Source organism: Streptomyces sp. NPDC048825 (genome assembly GCF_043198355.1).
Classification (GTDB): Bacteria; Actinomycetota; Actinomycetes; order Streptomycetales; family Streptomycetaceae; genus Streptomyces; species Streptomyces xiangluensis.
On sequence record NZ_JBICUR010000015.1, the window covers coordinates 231,363 to 254,879 of the forward strand.

The window sequence follows — 23,517 nt, forward strand, 5'->3', positions numbered from 1 at the left end:
GTGTACCCCCATCCGGAGGGGGTCGAGCTGGGGGAGGCCATGCGCTTTCGCGGGAAGTCCATCCGCCGGAAGATCGTGGCGCTGCTCATCGTGCCGCTGGTGTCCCTGACAGCGATCTGGGGCTTCGCCACGGTACTCACCGGGCGTGAGGCAGGTGAGCTGTTCGACGCTTCGTCCGTCGTGGAGAAGGTCACCTATCCCACCGAGGACACCGTCCGCGTCCTGCAGCAGGAACGCCGTCAGACCCTCGTCTATCTCGCCGACCCCCGCGCCTCCGATGGGCTCGCAGCACTCCGTCGCAGCCGGGCGGCCACCGACGACGCCGTCACCGAGATCCGCAGAAACGCCAAGAACTCCGACGTACGCGACGCGGTGGGCGAGGGCACCGGCGGGCGGCTGACGGCCATGCTGGACTCCTTGGACGGCATCGAGTCACTGCGCCGCAGCGTCGAAGAGGGCACACTCACCCGGGCCCAGGCCCTGGAGCTCTACAACAACCTCGTCGAGCCCTGCTACGTCGTGCTTTCAAACCTTCATGTGGTCGACGACGTGGAGATGGACAAGCAGTCCCGCGCCCTCGTCAACATCGCCCTCGCGCGCGAACTGCTCTCCCGAGAGGACGCCCTGCTCGGCTCGGCGCTGGTCGTCGGCAGGCTCTCCTCCGACGAAATCCGCGACATCTCCGACCTCGTGGCCCAGCGCGACCTGATGTACGCCAACAACCTGCCGCTGCTCCCCTCCGCGGAGCGTGATCGCTACGAGCGCTTCTGGAAGAACGCCGCCACCGCTCCGCTGCGGGTGGCCGAACAGGCCGTCATTTCCTCCGAGTCCGGCAAGCCCCGTGGCGTCACCGCGAAGAGCTGGGACACCGAGGCCGGCAACGTCCTCGACGAGCTGGGCACCCTCAACGACGAGGCGAGCGACCGCTACCAGGACCGCGTCAGCCCGATTGCCGTCGACGTCATCGTCAGGGCGGCCGTCGCCGGCGTCCTCGGCCTGATCGCCCTGCTGGTCTCGCTCTTCCTGTCCGTACGCATCGGCCGCGGTCTCATCCGCGACCTGCGCGGACTGCGCCTGGAAGCCCACGAGGCATCCGGCGTGCGGCTGCCCAGCGTGATGCGCCGGCTCTCCGCGGGCGAACAGGTCGACGTGGAGACCGAGGTGCCGCGTCTGGAGTACGACAAGAACGAGATCGGCGAGGTCGGCCAGGCCCTCAACACCCTCCAGCGCGCCGCGGTCGAGGCCGCCGTCAAGCAGGCCGAACTGCGCGACGGCGTCTCCGAGGTCTTTGTGAACCTCGCCCGCCGCAGCCAGGTCCTGCTGCACAAGCAGCTCACCCTGCTCGACAGCATGGAGCGCAGGACCGAGGACACCGACGAACTCGCCGATCTCTTCCGCCTCGACCATCTGACCACCCGCATGCGCCGCCACGCCGAGGGCCTGGTGATTCTCTCCGGCGCGGCCCCCTCACGGCAGTGGCGCAAGCCCATCCAGCTGATGGACGTCGTCCGCGCCGCCGTCGCCGAAGTCGAGGACTACGAACGTATCGAGGTACGCCGACTGCCACGCCTGGCCGTCACCGGTCCCGCGGTCGCCGACCTCACCCACCTCGTGGCCGAACTCCTGGAGAACGCCACGGTGTTCTCGCCCCCGCACACCGCAGTCCAGGTGTACGGCGAACGCGTCGCCAACGGCTTCACGCTGGAGATCCACGACCGCGGTCTGGGTATGGCCCCGGAAGCGCTCCTCGACGCCAACCTGCGCCTCGCCGAGACCCCGGAGTTCGAGCTGTCGGACACCGACCGACTCGGGCTGTTCGTGGTCAGCCGCCTCGCCCAGCGGCAGAACGTACGCGTCTCCTTGCAGCCGTCCCCGTACGGCGGGACCACGGCCGTGGTGTTCATCCCCGACGCGTTGCTCACAGAGGACGTGCCCGACACCAACGGTGTGGGCTTCCGGCTCGACCGGGCGCTCGCGCCGAAGGAGGGCGACGAGAACCGCAAGGCCGCGCTCTCCCAGGTACCGGTCCAGCTTCCGGGCCTGCCGGCCTCCATTCTGGACGGGCCCATCGAGCTGGAGTCTCCCGTCGATCTGGGCGCCCTCGACAACTTCCCGGGCGGCCTCGATGCCGAGGACAGCGAGCGTGGCGGCATCTTCCGCCCGCGCCGCTCCATCGCCGGAGTTCCCGTGGAGCAGCACCAGCAGGCACGCGAGGCCCCGGGCGAGTCGGCTCGCCCGGGCGATGGCGACCACCCCGGCGAACCCGTGCCGCTCCCGCGCCGCAGGGCCCCGAAACTCGTCAGCTCCCACGGCCGCCCCGTCACCCAGACGAAGCCACGGCGCGCGGAGCCGTCGGAACGCGCGGACGCCGAGGAGTCGACTCAAGCGGCGGAATCGGCCGACGGGGCGCCCGGACGACCGGGCGCACTGGAGGAGCTGCCGAAGCGCACGCGCGCCGCCAAAGCTGATCGGCTGCCGTCACGTCGGGAACCGGCGAATCCGCTGCCAACCCGCCAGGGCGAGCCCGACGCGGGCACCGAGCCTGCGGATGGCGGGGCCGGGCTCGGCCGGACACCGGACCGTGACACCGAGCCCACGGGCAGCACCCGGCCGGTCGGCCGCGGCTCTGAACCAGGAGGCAGCCGCCTCGATCCGGGTGAGGCGTCCACCCACGGATCCGAACGCACCGAAGCCTCGGCCCGAGGCGGTGAGCCCGGCGAAGCCGCGCCCCTCCCCAAGCGGGCGTCGCGTCGCGGCACCGCGACGGGCGGCAGCCGCACCGGCGCCCCGCCCACAGGCGGCGGCACCGGCCCATTGCCCCGACGCGTACGGCAGGCCAATCTGGCCCCGCAGCTGAAGGACGGACCCGACCGGCGCGCCGAACGCGACGCGACCGGCGCCGGGAACAGCGCGGAGGCCACCGAGCGTGACGCCGACCAGGTACGCAACCGCATGGCCTCGCTCCAGCGTGGCTGGCAGCGCGGCCGTGAGGAGAACGCCGCGGGCGACGGGGCCCAGGGCGGCACAGCACAAGGAACGACTAAGGGGGACGGTCGATGACCGCACCGAAGGATGCCGGCCACATCAGGACCAACAAGGTGTCCGGCGAACTCAACTGGCTCCTCGACGACCTGGTGGACCGCGTCGCCAGCATCCGCAAGGCACTCGTGCTCTCCAGCGACGGTCTGCCCACCGGGGTCTCCGAGGACCTGACCAGGGAGGACAGCGAGCACCTCGCCGCCGTCGCCTCCGGATTCCACAGCCTCGCCAAGGGCGTCGGCCGCCATTTCGAGGCGGGCAGTGTCCGGCAGACGATCGTCGAGCTCGACGACGCGTTCCTGTTCGTCACGGCCGCAGGTGACGGCAGCTGTCTCGCCGTCCTCTCGGACGCCGACTCGGATGTCGGGCAGGTCGCGTACGAGATGACACTGCTGGTCAAGAGGGTCGGCGCACATCTGGCACAGGCTCCGCGCACCGATCTGCCCGCAGGCGGGTAGTGGGATGGCATGAGCGCAGACGGTCAGGGGATGTCCCACTGGTTCGACGACGAGGCCGGACCGGTGGTCCGTCCGTATGCCATGACACGCGGCCGCACCACCAGCCCGGCCCAGCACCGCCTCGACCTGATCGCGGTGGTCGTGACGGAACCGCATGCCGACGACCCGGGGGCGGACCAGACGCTGTCCCCGGAGCACGAGGACATCGTCGACCTCTGTCGCGACGCGCCGCAGTCGGTCGCCGAACTCGCCGCCGAACTCGACCTCCCCATTGGAGTGGTACGTGTCCTCATAGGAGATCTCGTGGCTGACGAAATGGTCCATGTGACGCGTCCGGTACCCCCCGCCGAGCTGCCGGACGAGAGTATTCTGCGCGACGTGATCAATGGGCTCCGGGCGCTCTGAGTAGCGCGGAAGCGGGGAACAGACGTGACAGGCTGGCAGTTCTGGGTCGACCGAGGCGGCACCTTCACCGACATCGTCGCGCGTCGCCCCGACGGCCGCCTGCTCACGCACAAGCTCCTCTCCGACAACCCGGCGCGGTACGCCGACGCCGCCGTCGCGGGCGTACGGGAACTCCTCCGCGACGACAGCCCCATCGACGCCGTCCGCATGGGCACCACCGTCGCCACGAACGCCCTTCTGGAACGCAAGGGCGAGCGCACCCTCCTCGTCGTCACCCGCGGTTTCCGGGACGCGCTGCGCATCGCCTACCAGAACCGCCCGCGGATCTTCGCCCGCGCGATCGAACTGCCCGAGCTGCTGTACGAACGGGTCGTAGAGGTCGATGAGCGCATCGCCGCCGACGGAACCGTCCTGCGCGCCCCCGACCTGGAGGCCCTCGACGGGCCGCTCCAGGAGGCGTACGACGACGGAATCCACGCCTTGGCCGTCGTCTGCATGCACAGCCACCTCCATCCCGTCCACGAGCAGGCCATCGGCGGGCTGGCCGCGCGTATCGGCTTTCCGCAGATCTCGCTGTCCAGCGAGGTCAGCCCGCTGATGAAGCTCGTCCCGCGCGGGGACACGGCCGTCGTCGACGCCTACCTCTCGCCCGTACTGCGCCGCTACGTCCAGCACGTCGCCGACGAACTGCGGGGCGTGCGGCTGATGTTCATGCAGTCCAACGGAGGGCTCGCCGAGGCGGGACAGTTCCGTGGCAAGGACGCCATCCTGTCCGGGCCGGCCGGCGGCATCGTCGGCATGGCGCGGATGTCGCAGCTCGCCGGCTTCGACCGTGTCATCGGTTTCGACATGGGCGGCACGTCCACGGACGTCTCGCACTTCGCGGGCGAGTACGAACGCGTCTTCACCACCCAGATCGCCGGCGTACGACTGCGCGCGCCCATGCTGGACATCCACACCGTCGCGGCGGGCGGCGGCTCCGTGCTCCACTTCGACGGCTCCCGCTACCGCGTAGGGCCGGACTCGGCGGGCGCGGACCCGGGGCCCGCCTGCTACCGGAATGGCGGCCCGCTCACGGTCACCGACGCCAATGTGGCCCTCGGCCGCATCCAACCCGACCACTTCCCCAGAGTTTTCGGCCCAGGCGGCGATCAGCCGCTCGACGACGCGCTGGTCCGCGACCGGTTCGCCGCCCTCGCGCACGAGATCCGGGAAACCACCGGAGATGACCGCACCCCCGAGCAGGTCGCCGAGGGGTACCTCCAGATCGCGGTCGCCAACATCGCCAACGCCGTCAAGCGGATCTCGGTCCAGAAGGGCCACGACGTCACCCGCTATGCGCTCACCACCTTCGGTGGCGCGGGCGGGCAGCACGCCTGCATGGTCGCCGACTCGCTCGGCATCCGCACCGTCCTCGTGCCACCCATGGCAGGCGTCCTCTCCGCGCTCGGCATCGGGCTCGCCGACACGACAGCCATGCGTGAACAGTCCGTCGAGGCGCCCCTTGAGGCGTCCTCGATGCCCGGTGTCCTGAAGACCGCGGACGACCTGGAGGGAGCTGCCCGCGCCGAACTCCTCGCCGAGGACGTCCCCGAGGACCGCATCCGGGTCACCCGCCGGGCCCAGCTGCGCTATGACGGCACGGACACGGCACTCGTCGTCGAGCTCACCGCGCCCGACACCATGACCCGCACCTTCGAAGACCGCCATCGCGCCACCTACTCCTTCACCCTCGACCGTCCGGTCGTCGTGGAAGCCCTCTCCGTGGAAGCCACCGGTCTCACCGACCCCCCCGATCTCTCCGCCCTCGCCAGCCCTTACTCGGCCCCAGGCACCCCCGAGACCGTCAGCCTCCACACGGGCGGCGCCTGGCGCGACGTACCCCTGCACCGTCGCGAGGAGCTGCCCCCCGGTGAAACCGTCACCGGCCCCGCGATCATCACCGAAGCCAGCGCGACGACCGTCGTCGACGACGGCTGGCGGGCGGCCATGACCGACGACGGGCATCTGATCATGGAACGCGCGGCGGTCACGGAGAGTTCCGATCTCGGTACGGAAGCCGACCCGGTTCTCCTCGAGGTCTTCAACAACCTCTTCATGTCGATCGCCGAGCAGATGGGCGCCCGCCTGGAGTCCACCGCCCAGTCGGTCAACATCAAGGAGCGCCTGGACTTCTCCTGCGCGCTCTTCGACCCCGAAGGCAACCTGGTCGCCAACGCCCCTCATATTCCTGTGCACTTGGGATCGATGGGCACCAGCGTCAAGGAGGTCATCCGCCGCCGGGGCTCAGGGATGCGCCCCGGGGACGCCTACGCCATCAATGATCCGTACCACGGCGGCACCCACCTGCCCGACGTCACGGTGGTCACTCCGGTCTTCGACACGGAGGGTGACCGGATTCTCTTCTACGTCGCCTCGCGCGGCCACCACGCCGAGATCGGCGGCATCGCCCCCGGCTCCATGCCGGCCAACAGCCGGACCATTGAGGAAGAGGGCATCCTCTTCGACAACTGGCTGCTCGTGGAAGGCGGCCGCCTCCGCGAGGCGGAGACACGACGGCTCCTCACCGAGGCGCCCTACCCCTCGCGCAACCCGAAGACCAACCTCGCCGACCTGCGCGCCCAGATCGCCGCCAACCAGAAGGGCGTCGACGAAGTCGCCCGCATGATCGAGAACTTTGGCCTCGACGTTGTCCAGGCGTACATGAAGCACGTCCAGGACAACGCCGAGGAATCCGTACGCCGCGTCATCGACGCCCTTGAAGACGGCGAGTTCACCTACGAGACCGACTCCGGTGCCGTCATCCGCGTGCGCATCTCCGTAGACCGCGAAAAACGCTCCGCCACCGTCGACTTCACCGGTACGTCGCCGCAGCTCGACACCAACTTCAACGCACCCTTCTCGGTGGTCAACGCCGCCGTCCTGTACGTCTTCCGCACCCTGGTCGCCGACGACATCCCGCTCAACGACGGCTGTCTGCGGCCCCTGGACATCATCGTGCCCCCGGGCTCGATGCTCGCCCCCGACCCCCCGGCCGCCGTAGTCGCCGGCAACGTCGAGACCTCGCAGGCCATCACGGGTGCCCTCTACGGAGCCCTCGGAGTGCAGGCGGAGGGTTCCGGCACCATGAACAACGTCACCTTCGGCAACGAACGCCACCAGTACTACGAGACCGTGGCCTCCGGATCCGGCGCCGGCGAAGGTTTCCCCGGCGCATCCGTCGTCCAGACCCACATGACCAACTCGCGGCTCACGGACCCCGAGGTGCTCGAGTGGCGACTGCCCGTCCAGCTCGACGAGTTCGCCGTACGACGCGACAGCGGCGGGGCCGGACGGTGGCGCGGCGGAGACGGCGCTGTACGCCGCATCCGGTTCCACGAGCCCATGACCGTCTCCACGCTCTCTCAGCACCGCAGGGTCCCGCCCTACGGCATGGCGGGCGGCGAGCCCGGAGCACTGGGAGCCAACCGCGTGGAACGCGCGGACGGTACGGTCACCGAACTCGGCGGAAGCGACGCGGCGGACGTCGGCCCCGGCGACGTACTGGTCATCGAAACCCCCGGGGGCGGCGGTTACGGTCAACGCCCCGCCCCATCCCCGTACGACACCACTGAAGCAGGAGAAGAGAACGATGATCTTCGGGCGTTCTGAGCGCGGCAAGGCCCCCGTCGAGCCCGTCACGCTCAAGATCCTCGTGGCGGGCGGCTTCGGCGTGGGCAAGACGACAATGGTCGGCGCGGTCAGCGAGATCAAGCCGCTGCGGACCGAGGAAGTGCTCACCGAGGCCGGTCGTCCGGTCGACGACACCAGCGGTGTGGAGGGCAAGCACACCACCACGGTCGCCATGGACTTCGGCCGCATCACACTCCGCGAGGACCTGGTCCTGTACCTCTTCGGGACACCCGGACAGGACCGTTTCTGGTTCCTGTGGGACGAGCTCTCCACCGGCGCCCTGGGAGCCGTCGTACTCGCCGACACCCGCCGCCTGGAGGACTGCTTTGCCGCGGTCGACTACTTCGAGCGGCGCTCCATACCCTTCCTGGTGGGCGTCAACTGCTTCGAGGACGCCGCCCGTTACCCCACCGAAGACGTCCGCCAGGCCCTCGACCTCGACCCCGATGTGCCCGTCGTGCTGTGCGACGCGCGCGACCGGGAGTCCGTCAAGGAGGTCCTCATCGGCGTCGTCCAGCACGCCATGGCGTACGCGGCCGAGCGCCGCCAGACCGTCACCACCTGAAGCGCTCGCTCCTCACCCGGCCCGCCACGCGTACGGCCCGTACCCCCGCCGACTGGGGTACGGGCCGTAGTCCTTCGGGCACGACACGCGTGACGCACGCGCGCGTGCACCCCAAAACGCTGCACGCGCGCGAGCACCCCAAAACGCTGCACGCGCGCGTGCAGCGCGAAAGCGAGCGCTAGCTGGGATCGTCCTCGTGCCAGCCGAAGCTCTTCTCCACCGCCTTGCGCCAGTTGTGGTACTCGCGGTCGCGCACCGAGTCCTCCATCGACGGGGTCCACTCGACGTCCTTCTGCCAGTGCGACTTCAGCGTGTCGAGGTCGTTCCACACACCGGTCGCGAGGCCCGCCGCGTAAGCGGCGCCCAGGCAGGTCGTCTCGGAGACCTTCGGACGGATCACCGGTACCCCGAGCACATCCGCCTGGTGCTGCATCAGGAGGTTGTTCTTGGTCATGCCGCCGTCCACCTTCAGGGTCGTGATGTGCACCCCGGAGTCCTGGTACATGGCGTCGACGACCTCCCGGGTCTGCCAGCTCGTCGCTTCGAGCACCGCCCGCGCGAGGTGCCCCTTCGTGACGTACCGCGTGAGACCGGTGACGACCCCGCGCGCGTCGGAGCGCCAGTAGGGCGCGAACAGGCCGGAGAACGCGGGCACGATGTACGCCCCGCCGTTGTCGTCGACACTCGACGCGAGCGTCTCGATCTCGTCCGCCGTACGGATGATGCCGAGCTGGTCGCGGAACCACTGGACCAGGGCGCCGGTGATCGCGATCGATCCCTCCAGGCAGTACACGGGCGCCTCGGAGCCGATTTTGTAGCCCATGGTGGTGAGCAGCCCGCTCTTCGAAGGAACCGGCCGGTTCCCGGTGTTGAGCAGCAGGAAACTGCCGGTGCCGTAGGTGTTCTTGGCCGTGCCCACGTCGTAGCAGGCCTGCCCGAAGACCGCCGCCTGCTGGTCGCCGAGCGCCGAGGCGACCGGCACCCCGCCGAGTTGGCCCACGGCCGTCCCGTACACCTCGGAGGAGGACTTGATCTCCGGGAGCATCGCTTCGGGGACGTTCATCGCGGAGAGGATCGAGGCGTCCCACTGAAGGGTCTCGAGGTTCATCAGCATGGTGCGCCCGGCGTTGGTCACGTCGGTGACGTGACGGCCGCCGTCCGTGCCGCCGGTGAGGTTCCAGATCAGCCAGGAGTCGATCGTGCCGAAGGCGATCTCGCCCCGCTCGGCGCGGGCCCGCAGCCCCGGCACGTTGTCCAGCAGCCAGGCCGCCTTCGGCCCGGAGAAGTAGCTGGCCAGCGGCAGGCCGGTCTGCTCGCGGAAGCGGTCCTGCCCGTCCGAGCCGCCCAGGTCGTTGCAGAGCGCGGAGGTACGGGTGTCCTGCCAGACGATCGCGTTGTGCACGGGCTTGCCCGTGGCGCGGTCCCAAAGGACCGTCGTCTCCCGTTGGTTGGTGATCCCCAACGCGCTGAGCTGGTCGGCGCGGAGACCGGCCTTCGCGATCGCCCCCGCCACCACGGCCTGCACCTTCGACCAGATCTCGGTGGCGTCGTGCTCCACCCAGCCCGGCTTCGGGAAGATCTGACGGTGCTCGCGCTGGTCGACGGCGACGATCGCGCCGGCTTCGTTGAAGATGATGCAGCGGCTCGAAGTGGTGCCCTGGTCGATTGCGGCGACGAACTTGTCTGTCATGACGTCCCCTTCGTCGGATTCTTCAGAAGGCTGCGTTGAAGATGAGCCCCGAGAGCGCCCCGCCGATCAGCGGCCCCACCACCGGGATCCACGCGTAACTCCAGTCCGAGGTGCCCTTGTTGGGTATCGGGAGCAGGGCGTGGGTGATGCGCGGGCCCAGGTCACGGGCTGGATTGATGGCGTATCCGGTGGGACCGCCGAGCGACAGGCCGATGCCGACCACCAGGAAGGAGACGATCAGAATCGCGGTGCCGGACTCGCCGAGACCCTTCGTCAGGCCGAAGGCCAGGATCGGCAGAACCAGAGCGATGGTGGCGATGATCTCGGTGATGAGGTTCGCCATGGGATTGCGGATCGCGGGTGCCGTGGAGAAGATCCCGAGCGTCGGTTGCGCCTTCTTCTCCTCGGCGTTGGCCTGGAACTGGGCGAGGTAGACCAGCCAACACAGGACGGCGCCGAGGATCGCGCCGATCATCTGTCCGGCGACGTAGAGGTGGACCTTGTCCCAGTTCCCGGTGTCGATGGCGATGCCAAGTGTCACCGCCGGGTTGAGATGCCCGCCGGACAGCGGCGCCGCGGTGTACGCCCCGGCCATCACACCGAAGCCCCAGCCGAACGCGATGACGACCCAGCCCGCGTCCTTCGCTTTGGAGTCGTTCAGTACAACGGCGGCGACGACTCCGGCGCCGAAGAGAATCAGAATCGCTGTGCCGATGATCTCACCGACGAAGATGTCTCCATTGCTCATGGCGGCTCCTAGGCCCTCGCCCGGGGCGGTCGGCCCCGGGCCACCGTGCAGGGTGCGTTCCCATGGCTACTTCAGCCGAGGGCAGGGAGGGTCCCGCGCCCCGCCCGGCGTCCGTGACGAGCGTGCCGTGGCAGCCGAATCGCCCATGGGGGATGACCCGTTGGCGCAGGCAAGGGCCCGCGCAGCGCAGTGCGTGAATACGCCGGAATGCGGCGACGCCGACTGACATCCGGAAGTGTTCACCGGAGGTCACGGACCGTCAAGGTCGCGGGCGGCAACGGTTCTGGCCCGCGAAGATGCTTGAACCCGGACGGCTGCGTTCCGCAACCGCTGTGCGAGGTCCCCCCACTCTCGGCTTCACTCAAGCGAGGGTGGGCGCAACCGCGGAGGAGCCGCATACGGCACTGCCCCGCGCCCCTTACGGGGCGCCATACGGCACCGGACTTCACGAAGGCCGCTCAGGCCGCTCAGCCCAGGCTCGGCCCGCCCGCCCCGCATCCCGCCTGCGCGGGCGCCGCCCCCGAGCCCCGGCGGATCTCGTGGCCGGGCAGACCGGCGTGGCCCAGCACCCAGCTTGCGCCCCGCAGGGACTTCGCGGCCTGTTTGAGCGGCGCCAGACACGCGGCCGCCTGACGGTGGTCGGTCACGCTTCCCGGGGCGCACAGCACCGTGGCCAGGGACAGCGTGACGGCGAGACCACCGGCCGACCACGGCGTGTCCAGCACCGACATGGCCAGCGGATCGAGCCCCTCCGGATCCGTCAGTACGAGAAAGTCGTCACCGCCGATGTGCCCCACGCGCGTGGCCCCGTACGCCGCCGCCTGCAGCGCTCGCCCCACCGCGCGGATCAGCTCGTTGCCCGCCGCGAACCCCGCACCGTCGTTGACCTGCTTGAAGCCGTCGACATCCAACCAGCTCAGCGCGAAGATCCGCCCGTCCGCGATCCGCCGGTCCACCTCTGTGGTGATCGCGTCCGAACCGGGCAGCCGCGTCAGCGGGTTCAGCCCGGCCGCCTCCTCGACGCGGCTCTCGGCCAGCGCCCGTACCAGATCGGCCAGTCGTACGACTCCTACGCACCGCCCGAGCCGGTCGACGACCGCGACGTCGTCGGACGTACGGTCCCGGTCCCCGTCCGCCACCACGTCGAGGACCTCCCACGCGGTCGCGTCCACACCGACCGTACGCGGCGGATCGCCGAGCTTGGCGGCCGGCCGGTCGGCGTACAGCGCATGCCCGTAGCGGCCCGACAGCGACAGCAGGAACCGGGAACGGTGCACCGACCTCACCGGAACCCCGGCCGCGTCCACCAGCAGCACGCCGGACACCTCCGGCGACCCGGTCAGCAGCGCCCGCACCTGAATCGCCGACGCGCCTGCGGGCAAGAGCGCCGCAGGGCGTACGAACTGCCGCACCGACGGCCCGTACGGAGGCGTCGCCGCCGTGGCGTGAGAGAGCGCCGGAACGTATACGTCCGCTGCCGGACGGCGTGCCGGGGGACCGAACAGCTCGCCCTGCGCCAGCTGCGCGCCTGCCGACAGGGCCGCCGCACACTGCTGTTCGGTCTCCACGCCCTCGATCGACAGCAGTGCGCCAAGCTGCTCGCACAGGGTCCGCATCGCCCGCACGACCGCGGGCCGCGCCAGCAGGGAAGCATCGAGCTTGACCAGGTCGGGCGCGAGATCCGCGAGCACCCGAAGAGGGACGTCGCCGTCGCCGATGCCGTCCGCGCAGACCCGGAAGCCCTCGCCGCGCAGCGCCGTGACCGCCTCGATGAGCGCCCGGTGCGGCACGTGGGTGAAGGGCGGGCCGACGTCGACCGTCACTTCCCACGGCATGCGCCCGGCCTCGCGTACGGCCTCCCTGAGCGCGGAGAGTCCTCCGAGGTCGGCGAGGGTGCCCGCGAACACGTTGACATGGAGCGGGAGCAGCGTCTCCTGACGGGCGGCCGACCGGATCGCCAACGCGGCCAGCCGGCCGTCGAGTTCGGGATCGCGGCGGGCCTGTGCGAGGACGTCACCGGCCTCCGGGCGGGCGAGTATCTCCAGCGCCGCGACCCCTCCCGTCGTCAGGTTGACGATCGGCTGGAAGGCGAAGCGGAGAGTATCCGTCCAGGAGCGCACGAAAGCATGATGACGCTTCCGGCATGCGCCCAAGCCCAGTTCACGCGCTGTTCACGCAGGATTCCGGACTGATCACTCAGCGTACGGAAAGCCACTTCAGCTCCCCCGAACGGGCACCCTGCACTCACCGGACGGCTATCACGGACGACCCGTGGCCGAACAGCCCCTGGTTCGCGGTGATCCCCACCCGTGCGCCCGCCACTTGCCGTTCGCCCGCCGAACCGCGCAACTGCCAGGTGAGCTCGCAGACTTGGGCGATGGCCTGCGCCGGAACGGCTTCTCCGAAAGAGGCGAGTCCGCCGCTGGCGTTCACGGGTATTCGACCGCCGGGAGCCGTCGCGCCCTCCCGCAGCAGCTTGGCCGCCTCGCCCTCGCCGCACAGCCCCAGGTCCTCGTACCACTGCAACTCCAGGGCCGTGGACAGGTCGTAGACCTCGGCGAGCGACAGGTCCTCCGGGCCGATGCCCGCCTCCTCGTACGCCGCCCGCGCGATCGACGCGCGGAACGTCTCGGCCGGCGGCTCCACCGCGACCGCGGAGTCCGTAGCGATGTCCGGCAGATCGAGCACGGTGTTGGGGAAGCGCGGTGTCACGGTGGACACCGCGCGGATCCGCACCGGATCCGCGGCTCCATGGCGCCGCGCGAACTCCATGCTGGACAGCACGAGCGCCGCGGCCCCGTCCGAGGTGGCGCAGATGTCGAGCAGCCGCAGTGGATCGGCGACGACGGCCGAGGCGGCGACCTCCTCGGCGGTGACCCGCTTGCGGTACCGCGCGTTCGGATTCAGCGCTCCCAGGGCGGCGTTCTTCACCTTGACCTGCGCGAAGTCCTCCAACGTGTCCCCGTGCACGGCCATCCGCCGCCGCGCGTACAGCCCGAAGTACGTCGGATTCGTCGCTCCCAGGACCCGGAAGCGCAGCCAGTCCGGATCGTCGGGCCGGTTCCCGCCCGCGGGCCGGAAGAACCCCTTCGGCGCCGCGTCCGCACCCACCACCAGGACCACGTCGGCGAGACCCGAAAGGATCTGCGCCCGAGCCGTGTTGACGGCCTGTGCGCCCGACGCGCACGCCGCGTACACACTCGCCACCCGGGCGCCCTGCCAGCCCAGCGCCTTCGCGAACGTCGCCCCCGCCACGTACCCCGGATAGCCGCCACGGACCGTGTCTGCGCCGACGATCGAGCCGACGTCCCGCCAGTCGACCCCCGCGTCGGCCAGTGCTGCGCGCGCCGCCGCCACCCCGTACTCGACGAAACCGCGTCCCCATTTGCCCCAGGGGTGCATGCCCGCGCCCAGCACCGCCACCTCACCCGTCATGCCCCCACCCCCGTCGGCCGCCAGTGCCACGTCGTCCAGATCGTCTCCGCGTCCTCGTTCAGCACGCCCGGGACGACCTCCACCTCCATACCCACCGTCAGATCGGCGACGGTGACCCCGGGAACCGTCTGTCCGAGCACCACGATCCGCTCGGATTCCAGCTCCACAGCGATCAACGCGTAGGGCTGCCATTCGAGTTCCGGGTCGGACACGTACGGTGACGGTGGCCGATACCGGCTGTCCGTGTACGACCAGACACGGCCTCTCCTGGACAGCGGGACCTCGGCCAGCTCGCCGCCTGGGCAACCCGGGTTGCGGCAGAAGGCGTCCTCACGGGGGAAGAACACCGATGCGCAAGCCGAGCAGCATGTGCCCAGAAGTCGGAAGTCGTCTCCCTCGCCGGTGAACCAGCCGGGGACCACGGGTGTACGGATGCGGGTGCGGGACAAGGCCCCTCCAATTCTGTATATCTGACGGCTCGTCAGAAGTGTGGCACGGGGCGCGCCGCTTGGGCAGGGCGTCAGCGGACAGATCCCTGCGTCAGGAGAACCGCTCGGGCCCTCCCGGGCGTCGGTGTATCGGTAGGGGCGGCCGGGGCCCACGGGGGTGGTTCCGGCCGTCTCTCGTCTCCTCGCACGGAGGCGGCCCTCCGGAGGCGCCCATGTGATGATCGGCTACAGTCCCCGGCGTGTCCCCGTCACAGAACCCGCCCGCCGACTCCGCGCCGGACTCCCACTGTTCGAGCTGCGGCGCGCCCTACGGAGAGGGCGTCTCCGGCTGGCCCCGCACCTGCGCCTCCTGTGGCGCCGTGGCCTACCGCAATCCGCTGCCCGTCGCGGTGGCCCTTCAGCCCGTGTACGACACCAAGGGCACCGCCCTGGTCGTCATCACCCGAGCCATCGCCCCCGCGCGCGGGGGCATCGCTCTGCCCGGAGGGTTCATCGACCACCGGGAGGACTGGCGGCACGCCGTCGTCCGCGAGCTCAAGGAAGAAACGGGCATCGACGCGGCGAGCCGCGACGTACGGCTCGCCGACGCGATGAGCTCTCCCGACGGCCACCTCCTGCTCTTCGGCCTGCTTCCGGAGCGCCCGGCCGCCACACTGCCGCCGCCTGCCGCGACGGACGAGACCGAGGGCTGGCATCTCCTCCGCACAGCCACCGAACTCGCCTTCCCGCTGCACACAGTGGCGGCGCGGGCGTTCTTCGAGGGTCGCTACGTCTGACCGTCGTCCAGGGCGCCTGAAGCACTGCTGAGGAGTGCGTCACAGGGCCCCCAGCCCGCGGACACGTACAGGGCGTGACGGTTCGCTCGGGCCGTCCTCCCCGTCCCGCTCGACGACCACGCGCTTTCCTTCCCAGCGCGTCACATATCGCTCGATCTCAGGCTCGTCCCATCCGTCACCCGTGTCCGGCACCACGAGCCCGCCTCCGGTATCTCCAGGGGCGGGCGGCCACACCTCCAGCTCCAGACCGCCGTCGGTGCCGTGTACGGGCACGACGGCACCCGCGCGCGCGAGCACCGGAATCCGTGACAAGGGGGCATCGAGCAGCACCTGAGCGGGCCCCTCGTAGCACTCCTCGGTCACCGTGTCGTACCAGCACCCCCGCGGCAACTGCACCGCACGCCGGTCCGTTCCCGGGTCCAGCACCGGCGCCACCAGGAGGCAGTCGCCGAGCAGGAAGGTGTCGTCGCAGTTGCGCAGCACTCTGTCCTCGGGCGCGCCCCACCACACCGGTCGCACATACGGCGCTCCCGTACGGTGCGCCAGCTGCGCCAGCGTCACGAAGTACGGCAGCAGCCGCCGCCGCTCGACGAGGGCCACGCGCGCGTGATCGAGGATCTCGTCGCCGAACTCCCAGGGCTCCCTGCGCCCGGCCCGCAGACTCGCGTGGGTACGGAACAGCGGTAGATACGCGCCGAGTTGGAACCAGCGCAGATACAGCTCGGGCGACGGACTGCCGTCGAACCCGCCCACATCAGGGCCCGAATAAGGCACCCCGCACAGCCCGAGCCCCACCACCAGCGACAACGACGCCCGCAGCCCTGGCCAGCCTGTGGCCACGTCCCCGGACCAGGTCCCTCCGTAGCGCTGCATTCCGGCCCACCCGGAGCGCGAGAACATGAACGGCCGCTCCCCGGGCGTCAGTTCACGCAGCCCTTCGTAACCGGCCCGCGCCATGCAGAGCGCGTACACGTTGTGCGCCTCACGATGGTCGCCGCCGCGTCCCTCCAGGTCGTGCCGTGCCGAACGGGGCAGGGTGTTCTCCCCGAAGGCCGTGAACGACACCGGCTCGTTCATGTCATGCCAGAAGCCCGCGAAACCCTGCGCCAGCCGCTCCTCGTAGAGCTCGCCCCACCACTGGCGCACCCGCGCGCGCGTGAAGTCCGGATACACCGACTCGCCTGGCCAGACCACACCGCGCACCGGCCTTCTCGCGGAATCCCCCACGAAGGCGTCCACCGCGGACCCGCTGTCGTACACAGCGTTGCCCGGTTCGGCCTTGACCGCCGGATCCACGATCGACACCAGTCGGATCCCGTCCCGGCGCAGCTCCTTGGCGAGCATCGGAAGCTTCGGGAAGCGCTCCCGGTCGACCGTGAACACCTGGTGCGCGTCGAAGTGGTCGATGTCCAGATGAACCGCGTCCAGCGGCAGACCGCGCTCCAGATAGCCGGCGACGATCCGCCGCACCTCCTGCACGCTGCCGAAGCCCCACCGCGCGTGATGGTGCCCCAGCGCCCACGTGGGCGGCAGCGCGGCGGCCCCGGTGAGCGATGCCCAGGTGCGCAGCACGCGCGCGGGGGTGCCCACCATCACCCAGCAGCGCAACGGTCCGCCGTCCATGCGCAGCTCGCTCGTCCCGGCCCGGTCGTGCCCGGATCCCGCGCCCTCCTCGCCCTCGCGCAAGGTCACGGTGCCGTCCCAGGTGCTGTCGTGGAACACGAGATGCGTGGCGGCGTCGGCCACCACCATCTGCACCGGCATGGTGATGTACAGCGGGTCGTCGCCCGGACCGAAGGAGAGGCCGGGATCGGTGTTCCACATCCGGTACGTGCCGTCGCGCAGCCGCGGTCCCGACGCGCGCCCGCCCAGGCCGAAGAACCGCGCGTCCGCGGCCACTTCGGACCGCTGCATCCACCGCGCCGGGCCCCCGCCGACCGGTTCCCACCACCGGGGCGGCAGATCGCGGCGCAGGGTCACCCCGCCCGGCGTACGTACCTCCACGGCGCCGTTCCGCGAGACGACGACCGTCACGCGCTCGGACACCACCCGCCAGGCGCCGTCCTTTTCCGGCTCCAGAACCGCCCGCGGGTCCGGCTTGGGAGAGTGGCCCGCGAGCGCGTACGACGGCTCGGGTCCGGCCCCGTCCCAGCCCCAGAAGACCGCTCCGTTCACGGCGACGGTGATGCGCAGCTCCGACCGGGTGAACCGGACCAGTCCGCCGCCGGGCCCCGGCTCCACGTCCAGTACCGGCCCGGGCACCCGCGCACGCTCGGCACCACGGGGCGCAAGCCCGGAGGCGTCGGCGCGCCTCCTGCGCCACGAGGCCCGCACGGTCCGCCACCCCTGGGCCGCCCCCGTCGAACCGACTGCCTTCACCGAGCGCACCAGGTCACGAGCGTCCATGCTGCTCAGCCTGCCATTGACCTGTCCACATGTGTGAGTCGTTCAACTGCCGTTCACCCGCGACGGGACCACATCTTCACGACCCGGACCATCCGTGGCGTGCCCTGGTGCAGAAGTCGAATCACATGGCATCGTCCGTGTCAGCCGCGTGACGCGCACACCCCAGCCCGTGCGTGATACACGTATACGACGCGCACAGTCCGGGAGCCGCCCCATGTCCTCAGCGAACGCCTCACCGCTCTGGCAACCCGACCGGGAACGCATCGCCCGGGCACAGATCACCAAGTTCCAGGCCTGGGCGGCCGAGCACCACGGAGCCCCGGCCGAAGGCGGCTACGCGGCCCTGCACCGCTGGTCCGTGGACGAGCTGGACACCTTCTGGAAGGCCGTCACCGACTGGTTCGACGTACGGTTTTCGACCCCCTACGCGCGCGTGCTCGGCGACCGCTCGATGCCGGGCGCCCAGTGGTTCCCCGGGGCCACGCTCAACTACGCCGAGCACGCCCTGCGCCCGGCCGAGGCCCGCGCCGACGCCCCGGCCCTCCTCCACGTCGACGAAACCCACGAACCGCGCCCGGTCAGCTGGTCCGAACTGCGCCGCCAGGTCGGCTCCCTGGCAGCCGAGCTGCGCACCCTCGGCGTACGCCCCGGAGACCGCGTCAGCGGCTACCTCCCGAACATTCCGCAGGCCGTCGTCGCCCTCCTCGCCACGGCCGCAGTGGGCGGCGTCTGGACGTCCTGCGCGCCCGACTTCGGCGCCCGCAGCGTCCTCGACCGCTTCCAGCAGGTCGAACCGGTCGTCCTGTTCACCGTCGACGGCTACCGCTACGGAGGCAAGGAGCACGACCGCCGCGACACCGTCGCCGAGCTGCGCCGCGAACTGCCCACGCTGCGCGCCGTGGTCCATGTCCCGCTGCTCGGCACCGAGGCTCCCGAAGGCGCTCTCGAGTGGTCCGCGCTCACCTCCGCGGACGTGGAGCCCGTCTTCGAAGCGGTCCCCTTCGACCATCCCCTGTGGGTGCTCTACTCCTCCGGCACGACCGGCCTCCCGAAGGCCATCGTGCAGTCCCAGGGCGGCATCCTCGTCGAGCACCTCAAACAGCTCGGCCTGCACTGCGACATGGGCCCCGAGGACCGCTTCTTCTGGTACACCTCCACGGGCTGGATGATGTGGAACTTCCTCGTCTCCGGCCTCCTGACGGGCACCACGATCGTTCTGTACGACGGAAGCCCCGGCTACCCGGGCACAGCCGCCCAGTGGCGCATCGCCGAACGCACAGGAGCCACGCTCTTCGGCACCTCGGCCGCATACGTCATGGCCTGCCGCAAGGCGGACGTTCACCCCTCTCGCGACTTCGACCTCTCCCGTGTGCAGTGCGTCGCCACCACCGGCTCGCCCCTGCCGCCCGACGGATTCCGCTGGCTGCATGACGAGTTCGCGGAGAGCGGTGCTGCCCTGTGGATCGCCTCCGTCAGCGGCGGCACCGACGTCTGCTCCTGCTTCGCAGGCTGCGTACCCACGCTCCCTGTGTACATCGGCGAACTCCAGGCACCTTGCCTCGGCACCGACCTCCAGTCCTGGGACCCCAGCGGCAAACCCCTGACCGACGAAGTCGGCGAGCTGGTCGTCACCAACCCGATGCCGTCCATGCCCATCCGCTTCTGGAACGACCCCGACGGCAGCCGCTACCACGACAGTTACTTCGACGTGTACCCCGGAGCCTGGCGCCACGGAGACTGGACCACCGTCACCTCACGCGGCTCGGTGATCATCCACGGCCGCTCGGACTCCACGCTCAACCGCCAGGGCGTGCGCATGGGTTCGGCCGACATCTACGAAGCCGTCGAACGCCTCCCCGAGATCCGCGAATCCCTCGTCATCGGCGTCGAACAGCCCGACGGCGGATACTGGATGCCCCTGTTCGTCCACCTTGCGCCGGGTGCCGCACTCGACGAGGCACTCCTCGGACGCATCAAGCAGACCATCCGCGAACAACTCTCGCCGCGCCATGTCCCCGATGAGGTCATCGAGGTGCCCGGCATTCCGCACACCCTCACCGGCAAGCGCATCGAGGTCCCGGTCAAGCGCCTGTTGCAGGGCGCTCCCCTCGAAAAGGCCGTCAACATCGGTTCGGTGGACAGTGTGGAGCTGCTTCGCTTCTATCAGGACCTGGCCCGCAAACGCACCTGATCATGGTGCTGACCTGCTCGTTTATCGCACAAGCGTGTCCGTGACCCCTCGCCGACGGCCGTTGTCAGTGCCGCCGGTTACGGTGAGTGAGCATTGATCGACTGCACTCAGGGGGAGAAAATGGCGCACATCCAGCACCACAGCATGCGACGCACTCTGCGCCGCGAAATCGCCGGCACCATCGGCCTGCTGACCGACGAACAGGACTTCACGGCGATGCGGCGCTATCGCACGTTCACCTTCGCCGACCACGCGAGCTACCTCCAGCAGGTGGAAGCCCTCCTCAGGACACTCGCCTCCCAAGGTGGCCACACCACAGTGGCGCTCTTCGACCCCGAGGAGTATGCGGAGTTCTGCGCACGAGCACGGCCTGGAACCCGACGCCCCGACCAGCCGCACCCGCTTCACAGCAGAACTCGCCTCGACGGGCGCCACCCTCGCGTACGAGGGACAGCCCTTCGCCGAGCTCGTCCCGAACCTCGTCGACGAGGCCGTCCGACAAGCCACGTGGGAGTACGCGACCACGCTCCTGTCCCGCATCGGCAACTGCGCGTCCTGCGGCGAGGACATCGGCCGTGCGGCCTTCATCCGAGCCTCTGACCTGCTCGTTCGCATCCTTGAAAGCACAGGCCCCGGCGAGCGCCACCTCGTGTGCAGTGTCTCGACCTCACCAGAAACACTCATCGCCGTCCTCCATGCCGACGACGACGAGGAGGGCACACCCCAGCTCGACGAGGCCGAGGCCCTCGAATTCACCACCGTCCTGGCCGTCGGAATCGCCACCCAGAGCGCCGGAGGCCTGGTCATGCGCACCAGCGCCGCCGACAGGACCGACCGCGTCTTCGGCTGGCGCCTGCGCGGCGAAGGCCTGGAACCGCTGACCGCCGGAGAGGTCTTCGACGCCTACTGCACCGACATCGAATCCGGCGACCTCGTCTCCCCGGAGTCGGGCGTCGACTACTGCGTGCCACCGGACCTGGGGGACGGCCCTACGACGGCGCACACGCACTGAACGCGCGAAGGGTGCCCCACTCAGCCGGGGCACCCCTCGATCACCGCTCTGGTCAACGGCGCGGTCCGACCTACTCGCCGGACAGCACCGCCTGAGCCGCCGTGCGCGCCTCTTCGGCGCTGTCCGAGGCGCGCGCCGCCGCTGCGGCACGCTCGCACTGCGCCAGCGTGTACTTGGCCAGCGTCGCCCGGACGTACGGAATCGACGCCGCACCCATAGAAAGGGAGGTGACCCCCAGACCGGTCAGCACACACGCGAGCAGAGGGTCCGACGCGGCCTCGCCGCAGACACCACAGCTCTTGCCCTCGGCCTTCGCCGCCTCGGCGGACAGCGCGACCAGGTCGAGCAGCGCGGGCTGCCACGGGTCCTGAAGTCGGGACACCGCGCCCACCTGACGGTCGGCGGCGAAGGTGTACTGCGCGAGATCGTTGGTCCCCAGCGACAGGAACTCGACCTCCTGCAGGATCGACCGCGCCCGCAGAGCGGCCGACGGAATCTCGACCATGGCACCGAACTTCGCCTGCAGCCCGGCCTCGCGGCACGCATCCGCGAACGCCTTGGCGTCGATGCGGTCCGCGACCATCGGCGCCATCACCTCGAGATAAACCGGCAGCCCCTCGGAAGCCTTCGCGAGCGCCGTCAGCTGCGTACGCAGCACCTCCGGGTGATCGAGCAGCGTCCGCAGACCCCGCACGCCCAGTGCCGGGTTCGGCTCGTCGGCCGGCGTCAGGAAGTCGAGCGGCTTGTCGGCACCCGCATCGAGCACACGCACCACGACACGACCCTCGGGGAAGGCCTCAAGGACCTTGCGGTACGCCTCTATTTGCTTGCTCTCCGACGGCGCATTCTTGCTGTCGTCAAGAAAGAGGAACTCGGTACGGAACAGACCGACACCCTCCGCACCGGCGGCGACCGCCGCCGGCACATCCGCGGGACCACCGACATTGGCCAGCAACGGCACCTTGTGCCCGTCCGAGGTGGCTCCGGGCCCGGTCGACGCGGTAAGCGCCGCCTTGCGCTCGGCAGCCGCGGCCTCCATGGCGGCCTTCTTCTCGGCACTCGGGTTCACGAAGATCTCACCGGTGCTGCCGTCCACCGCGATCATCGTTCCCTCGGCGAGCTCACCCGCTCCCGGCAACGCGACCACGGCGGGTACACCGAGCGCCCGCGCCAGAATCGCGCTGTGGCTGGTGGGCCCGCCCTCCTCGGTGACAAAACCGAGGACCAGAGCCGGATCCAGCAGGGCAGTGTCAGCAGGCGCAAGGTCACGAGCAATAAGGACGTACGGCTCGTCACTGTCCGGGACGCCCGGCATCGGAACACCGAGCAGTCGGGCGACGATACGGTTCCGCACGTCGTCGAGGTCCGCCACACGACCGGCCAGGTACTCACCAGCACCCGCAAGCAGAGCGCGATACGCCGCGAACGCGTCGTACACCGCGCGTTCAGCCGTGCTCCCGACAGCGATACGCCGCTCGACATCGGCCATGAGCTCCGGGTCCTGAGCCATCATGGCCTGGGCCTCGAGCACCGCCTGGGCTTCGCCGCCCGCCAGATTGCCGCGCGCCATCAGATCGGCCGCCACGGCTTCCACGGCCTTACGGGCGCGCCCCTGTTCGCGCTCCGCGTCCTCCGGCGGAATCTGCTTGGCAGGCGGCTCGAGGACCGCCGTCCCCATGTGCCGGACCTCGCCGATCGCCACACCGTGGCTCACGCCGACCCCTCGCAGCGTTGTCTCCATGTCACCTGTCTCCAGTAGAGCGGCGGGTCCCGCCACCGCGGTGGTCGTCCTGCCTGTCGTTCATGACAGCACCAAGTCAGTGCCAGCTGAAGAGAGCGTCGCCAGCCTTCACGTCGCCGTCAACGTTGAGGTCGGAGAGGGACTCGGCCGCAGCTTCGAGCGCCACGATGGGGCACACCGGGGACTTGCCCGCCGCCTCGACGGCAACCGGGTTCCAGCGGACCATGGCCTGACCGCGCTGTACGGTGTCGCCCTTGTTGATCAGCAGCTCGAAGCCTTCGCCATTCAGCTGGACAGTGTCGATGCCGAGGTGCGTGAGCACACCGTGGCCTTGCTCGTCGACTACGACGAAGGCGTGCGGATGCAGCGAGACAACAACGCCGTCGATGGGGGCGACAGCCTCGGAGGGCTCACGCACGGGGTCGATCGCAGTGCCGGGCCCAACCATCGCTCCGGAGAAGACGGGATCAGGTACGGCTGCGAGCCCGATGGCACGTCCTGCAAGCGGGGACGTCACGGTGGTCATGGGGAGCCTCCCAGGGGTGGAGATTCGTATGGGCCGTCACTGCCTGTACCGGACGGCGCACTGGTCAGCAGCGTAAGTCATGAGAAGTCCCGGTCCGCCGGAGAGGTCCCGGTTGGCGACCGTAGGGCACGGCACAAACGATTTGCGCCTGCTCCGGAGCCCGCTGTAGAGTCGTACACCTGCTTGAGGCGGGCGACGCGACCAAGCGTCGTTGCCTGGCAGCACTCAAACTTGTCAGATCTTATCGCGAGCCCGGTTCTGCATGCCCGCAGTACCATGGTCAGTGAGACGGTAGAACCCTGATAGAGTTTGGAAACACCGAAGGGAAGCCCGGAGGAAAGCCTGCGAGGGTGAGTACAAAGGAAGCGTCCGTTCCTTGAGAACTCAACAGCGTGCCAAAAATC

The 23,517-nt window shown here is 69.9% G+C and carries 15 protein-coding genes and 1 pseudogene; 8 read left to right on the top strand and 8 right to left on the bottom strand.

The window, feature by feature from the left end; all coding sequences use genetic code 11:
- Positions 1–39: 39 nt before the first annotated feature.
- From ACGFNK_RS32435 to ACGFNK_RS32455, 5 genes are read left to right on the top strand one after another with little or no spacing between them, the layout of a single operon-like run.
- On the top strand, positions 40–3,060 hold the full coding sequence (locus ACGFNK_RS32435; RefSeq protein WP_393421587.1) for a nitrate- and nitrite sensing domain-containing protein: 3,021 nt from the start codon (positions 40–42) through the stop codon (positions 3,058–3,060).
- Entirely contained in the window at positions 3,057–3,497 is a 441-nt protein-coding gene (locus ACGFNK_RS32440) for a roadblock/LC7 domain-containing protein (RefSeq protein WP_033321872.1), read from the top strand. The genes ACGFNK_RS32435 and ACGFNK_RS32440 overlap by 4 nt, the downstream gene beginning before the upstream one ends.
- Positions 3,498–3,506: 9 nt before the next feature.
- Positions 3,507–3,902 carry a DUF742 domain-containing protein gene (locus tag ACGFNK_RS32445; RefSeq protein ID WP_189325843.1) on the top strand — a complete coding sequence of 132 codons (396 nt, stop codon included), beginning with the start codon at positions 3,507–3,509 and terminating at the stop codon, positions 3,900–3,902.
- A 24-nt stretch (positions 3,903–3,926) separates the two neighbouring features.
- Positions 3,927–7,553: a hydantoinase B/oxoprolinase family protein gene (locus tag ACGFNK_RS32450; protein WP_393421590.1), complete on the top strand. Its 3,627-nt coding sequence runs from the start codon at positions 3,927–3,929 to the stop codon at positions 7,551–7,553.
- Positions 7,534–8,139, top strand: coding sequence for an ATP/GTP-binding protein (locus tag ACGFNK_RS32455; protein ID WP_386355287.1), 606 nt, complete (start codon positions 7,534–7,536; stop codon positions 8,137–8,139). Before ACGFNK_RS32450 ends, ACGFNK_RS32455 begins: the two co-directional genes overlap by 20 nt.
- A 178-nt stretch (positions 8,140–8,317) precedes the next feature.
- Here ACGFNK_RS32455 and glpK read toward each other — a convergent pair whose 3' ends face one another.
- The 5 genes from glpK to ACGFNK_RS32480 form a co-directional block, all read right to left on the bottom strand.
- Entirely contained in the window at positions 8,318–9,829 is a 1,512-nt protein-coding gene (glpK, locus tag ACGFNK_RS32460) for a glycerol kinase GlpK (protein WP_393421592.1), read from the bottom strand.
- Between the two features lie 22 nt (positions 9,830–9,851).
- Entirely contained in the window at positions 9,852–10,577 is a 726-nt protein-coding gene (locus tag ACGFNK_RS32465; protein ID WP_386355292.1) for an MIP/aquaporin family protein, read from the bottom strand.
- A gap of 467 nt (positions 10,578–11,044) precedes the next feature.
- Positions 11,045–12,697 carry an EAL domain-containing protein gene (locus ACGFNK_RS32470; protein WP_393421594.1) on the bottom strand — a complete coding sequence of 551 codons (1,653 nt, stop codon included), beginning with the start codon at positions 12,695–12,697 and terminating at the stop codon, positions 11,045–11,047.
- 124 nt (positions 12,698–12,821) lie between these two features.
- On the bottom strand, positions 12,822–14,012 hold the full coding sequence (locus ACGFNK_RS32475) for a lipid-transfer protein (protein ID WP_386355298.1): 1,191 nt from the start codon (positions 14,010–14,012) through the stop codon (positions 12,822–12,824).
- Positions 14,009–14,434, bottom strand: coding sequence for a Zn-ribbon domain-containing OB-fold protein (locus ACGFNK_RS32480; protein ID WP_393421624.1), 426 nt, complete (start codon positions 14,432–14,434; stop codon positions 14,009–14,011). Before ACGFNK_RS32480 ends, ACGFNK_RS32475 begins: the two co-directional genes overlap by 4 nt.
- A gap of 266 nt (positions 14,435–14,700) precedes the next feature.
- Between ACGFNK_RS32480 and ACGFNK_RS32485 the strand changes: the two genes are divergently transcribed.
- Positions 14,701–15,237, top strand: coding sequence for an NUDIX domain-containing protein (locus tag ACGFNK_RS32485; protein ID WP_393421596.1), 537 nt, complete (start codon positions 14,701–14,703; stop codon positions 15,235–15,237).
- A 39-nt stretch (positions 15,238–15,276) separates the two neighbouring features.
- On the opposite strand, the gene ACGFNK_RS32490 is transcribed toward ACGFNK_RS32485, so the two are convergent.
- On the bottom strand, positions 15,277–17,643 hold the full coding sequence (locus ACGFNK_RS32490) for a TIM-barrel domain-containing protein (RefSeq protein WP_393421598.1): 2,367 nt from the start codon (positions 17,641–17,643) through the stop codon (positions 15,277–15,279).
- 214 nt (positions 17,644–17,857) lie between these two features.
- Between ACGFNK_RS32490 and ACGFNK_RS32495 the strand changes: the two genes are divergently transcribed.
- Positions 17,858–19,834 (top strand): acetoacetate--CoA ligase, encoded by a 1,977-nt coding sequence (locus tag ACGFNK_RS32495; protein ID WP_393421600.1) that lies wholly within the window; start codon positions 17,858–17,860, stop codon positions 19,832–19,834.
- A gap of 120 nt (positions 19,835–19,954) precedes the next feature.
- A pseudogene (locus ACGFNK_RS32500) lies at positions 19,955–20,846 on the top strand (hypothetical protein).
- 70 nt (positions 20,847–20,916) lie between these two features.
- Here the strand turns inward: ACGFNK_RS32500 and ptsP are convergent.
- Positions 20,917–22,587 carry a phosphoenolpyruvate--protein phosphotransferase gene (gene ptsP, locus ACGFNK_RS32505; RefSeq protein ID WP_393421602.1) on the bottom strand — a complete coding sequence of 557 codons (1,671 nt, stop codon included), beginning with the start codon at positions 22,585–22,587 and terminating at the stop codon, positions 20,917–20,919.
- Between the two features lie 76 nt (positions 22,588–22,663).
- On the bottom strand, positions 22,664–23,113 hold the full coding sequence (locus ACGFNK_RS32510) for a PTS glucose transporter subunit IIA (protein WP_386355313.1): 450 nt from the start codon (positions 23,111–23,113) through the stop codon (positions 22,664–22,666).
- Between the last annotated feature and the right edge of the window lie 404 nt (positions 23,114–23,517).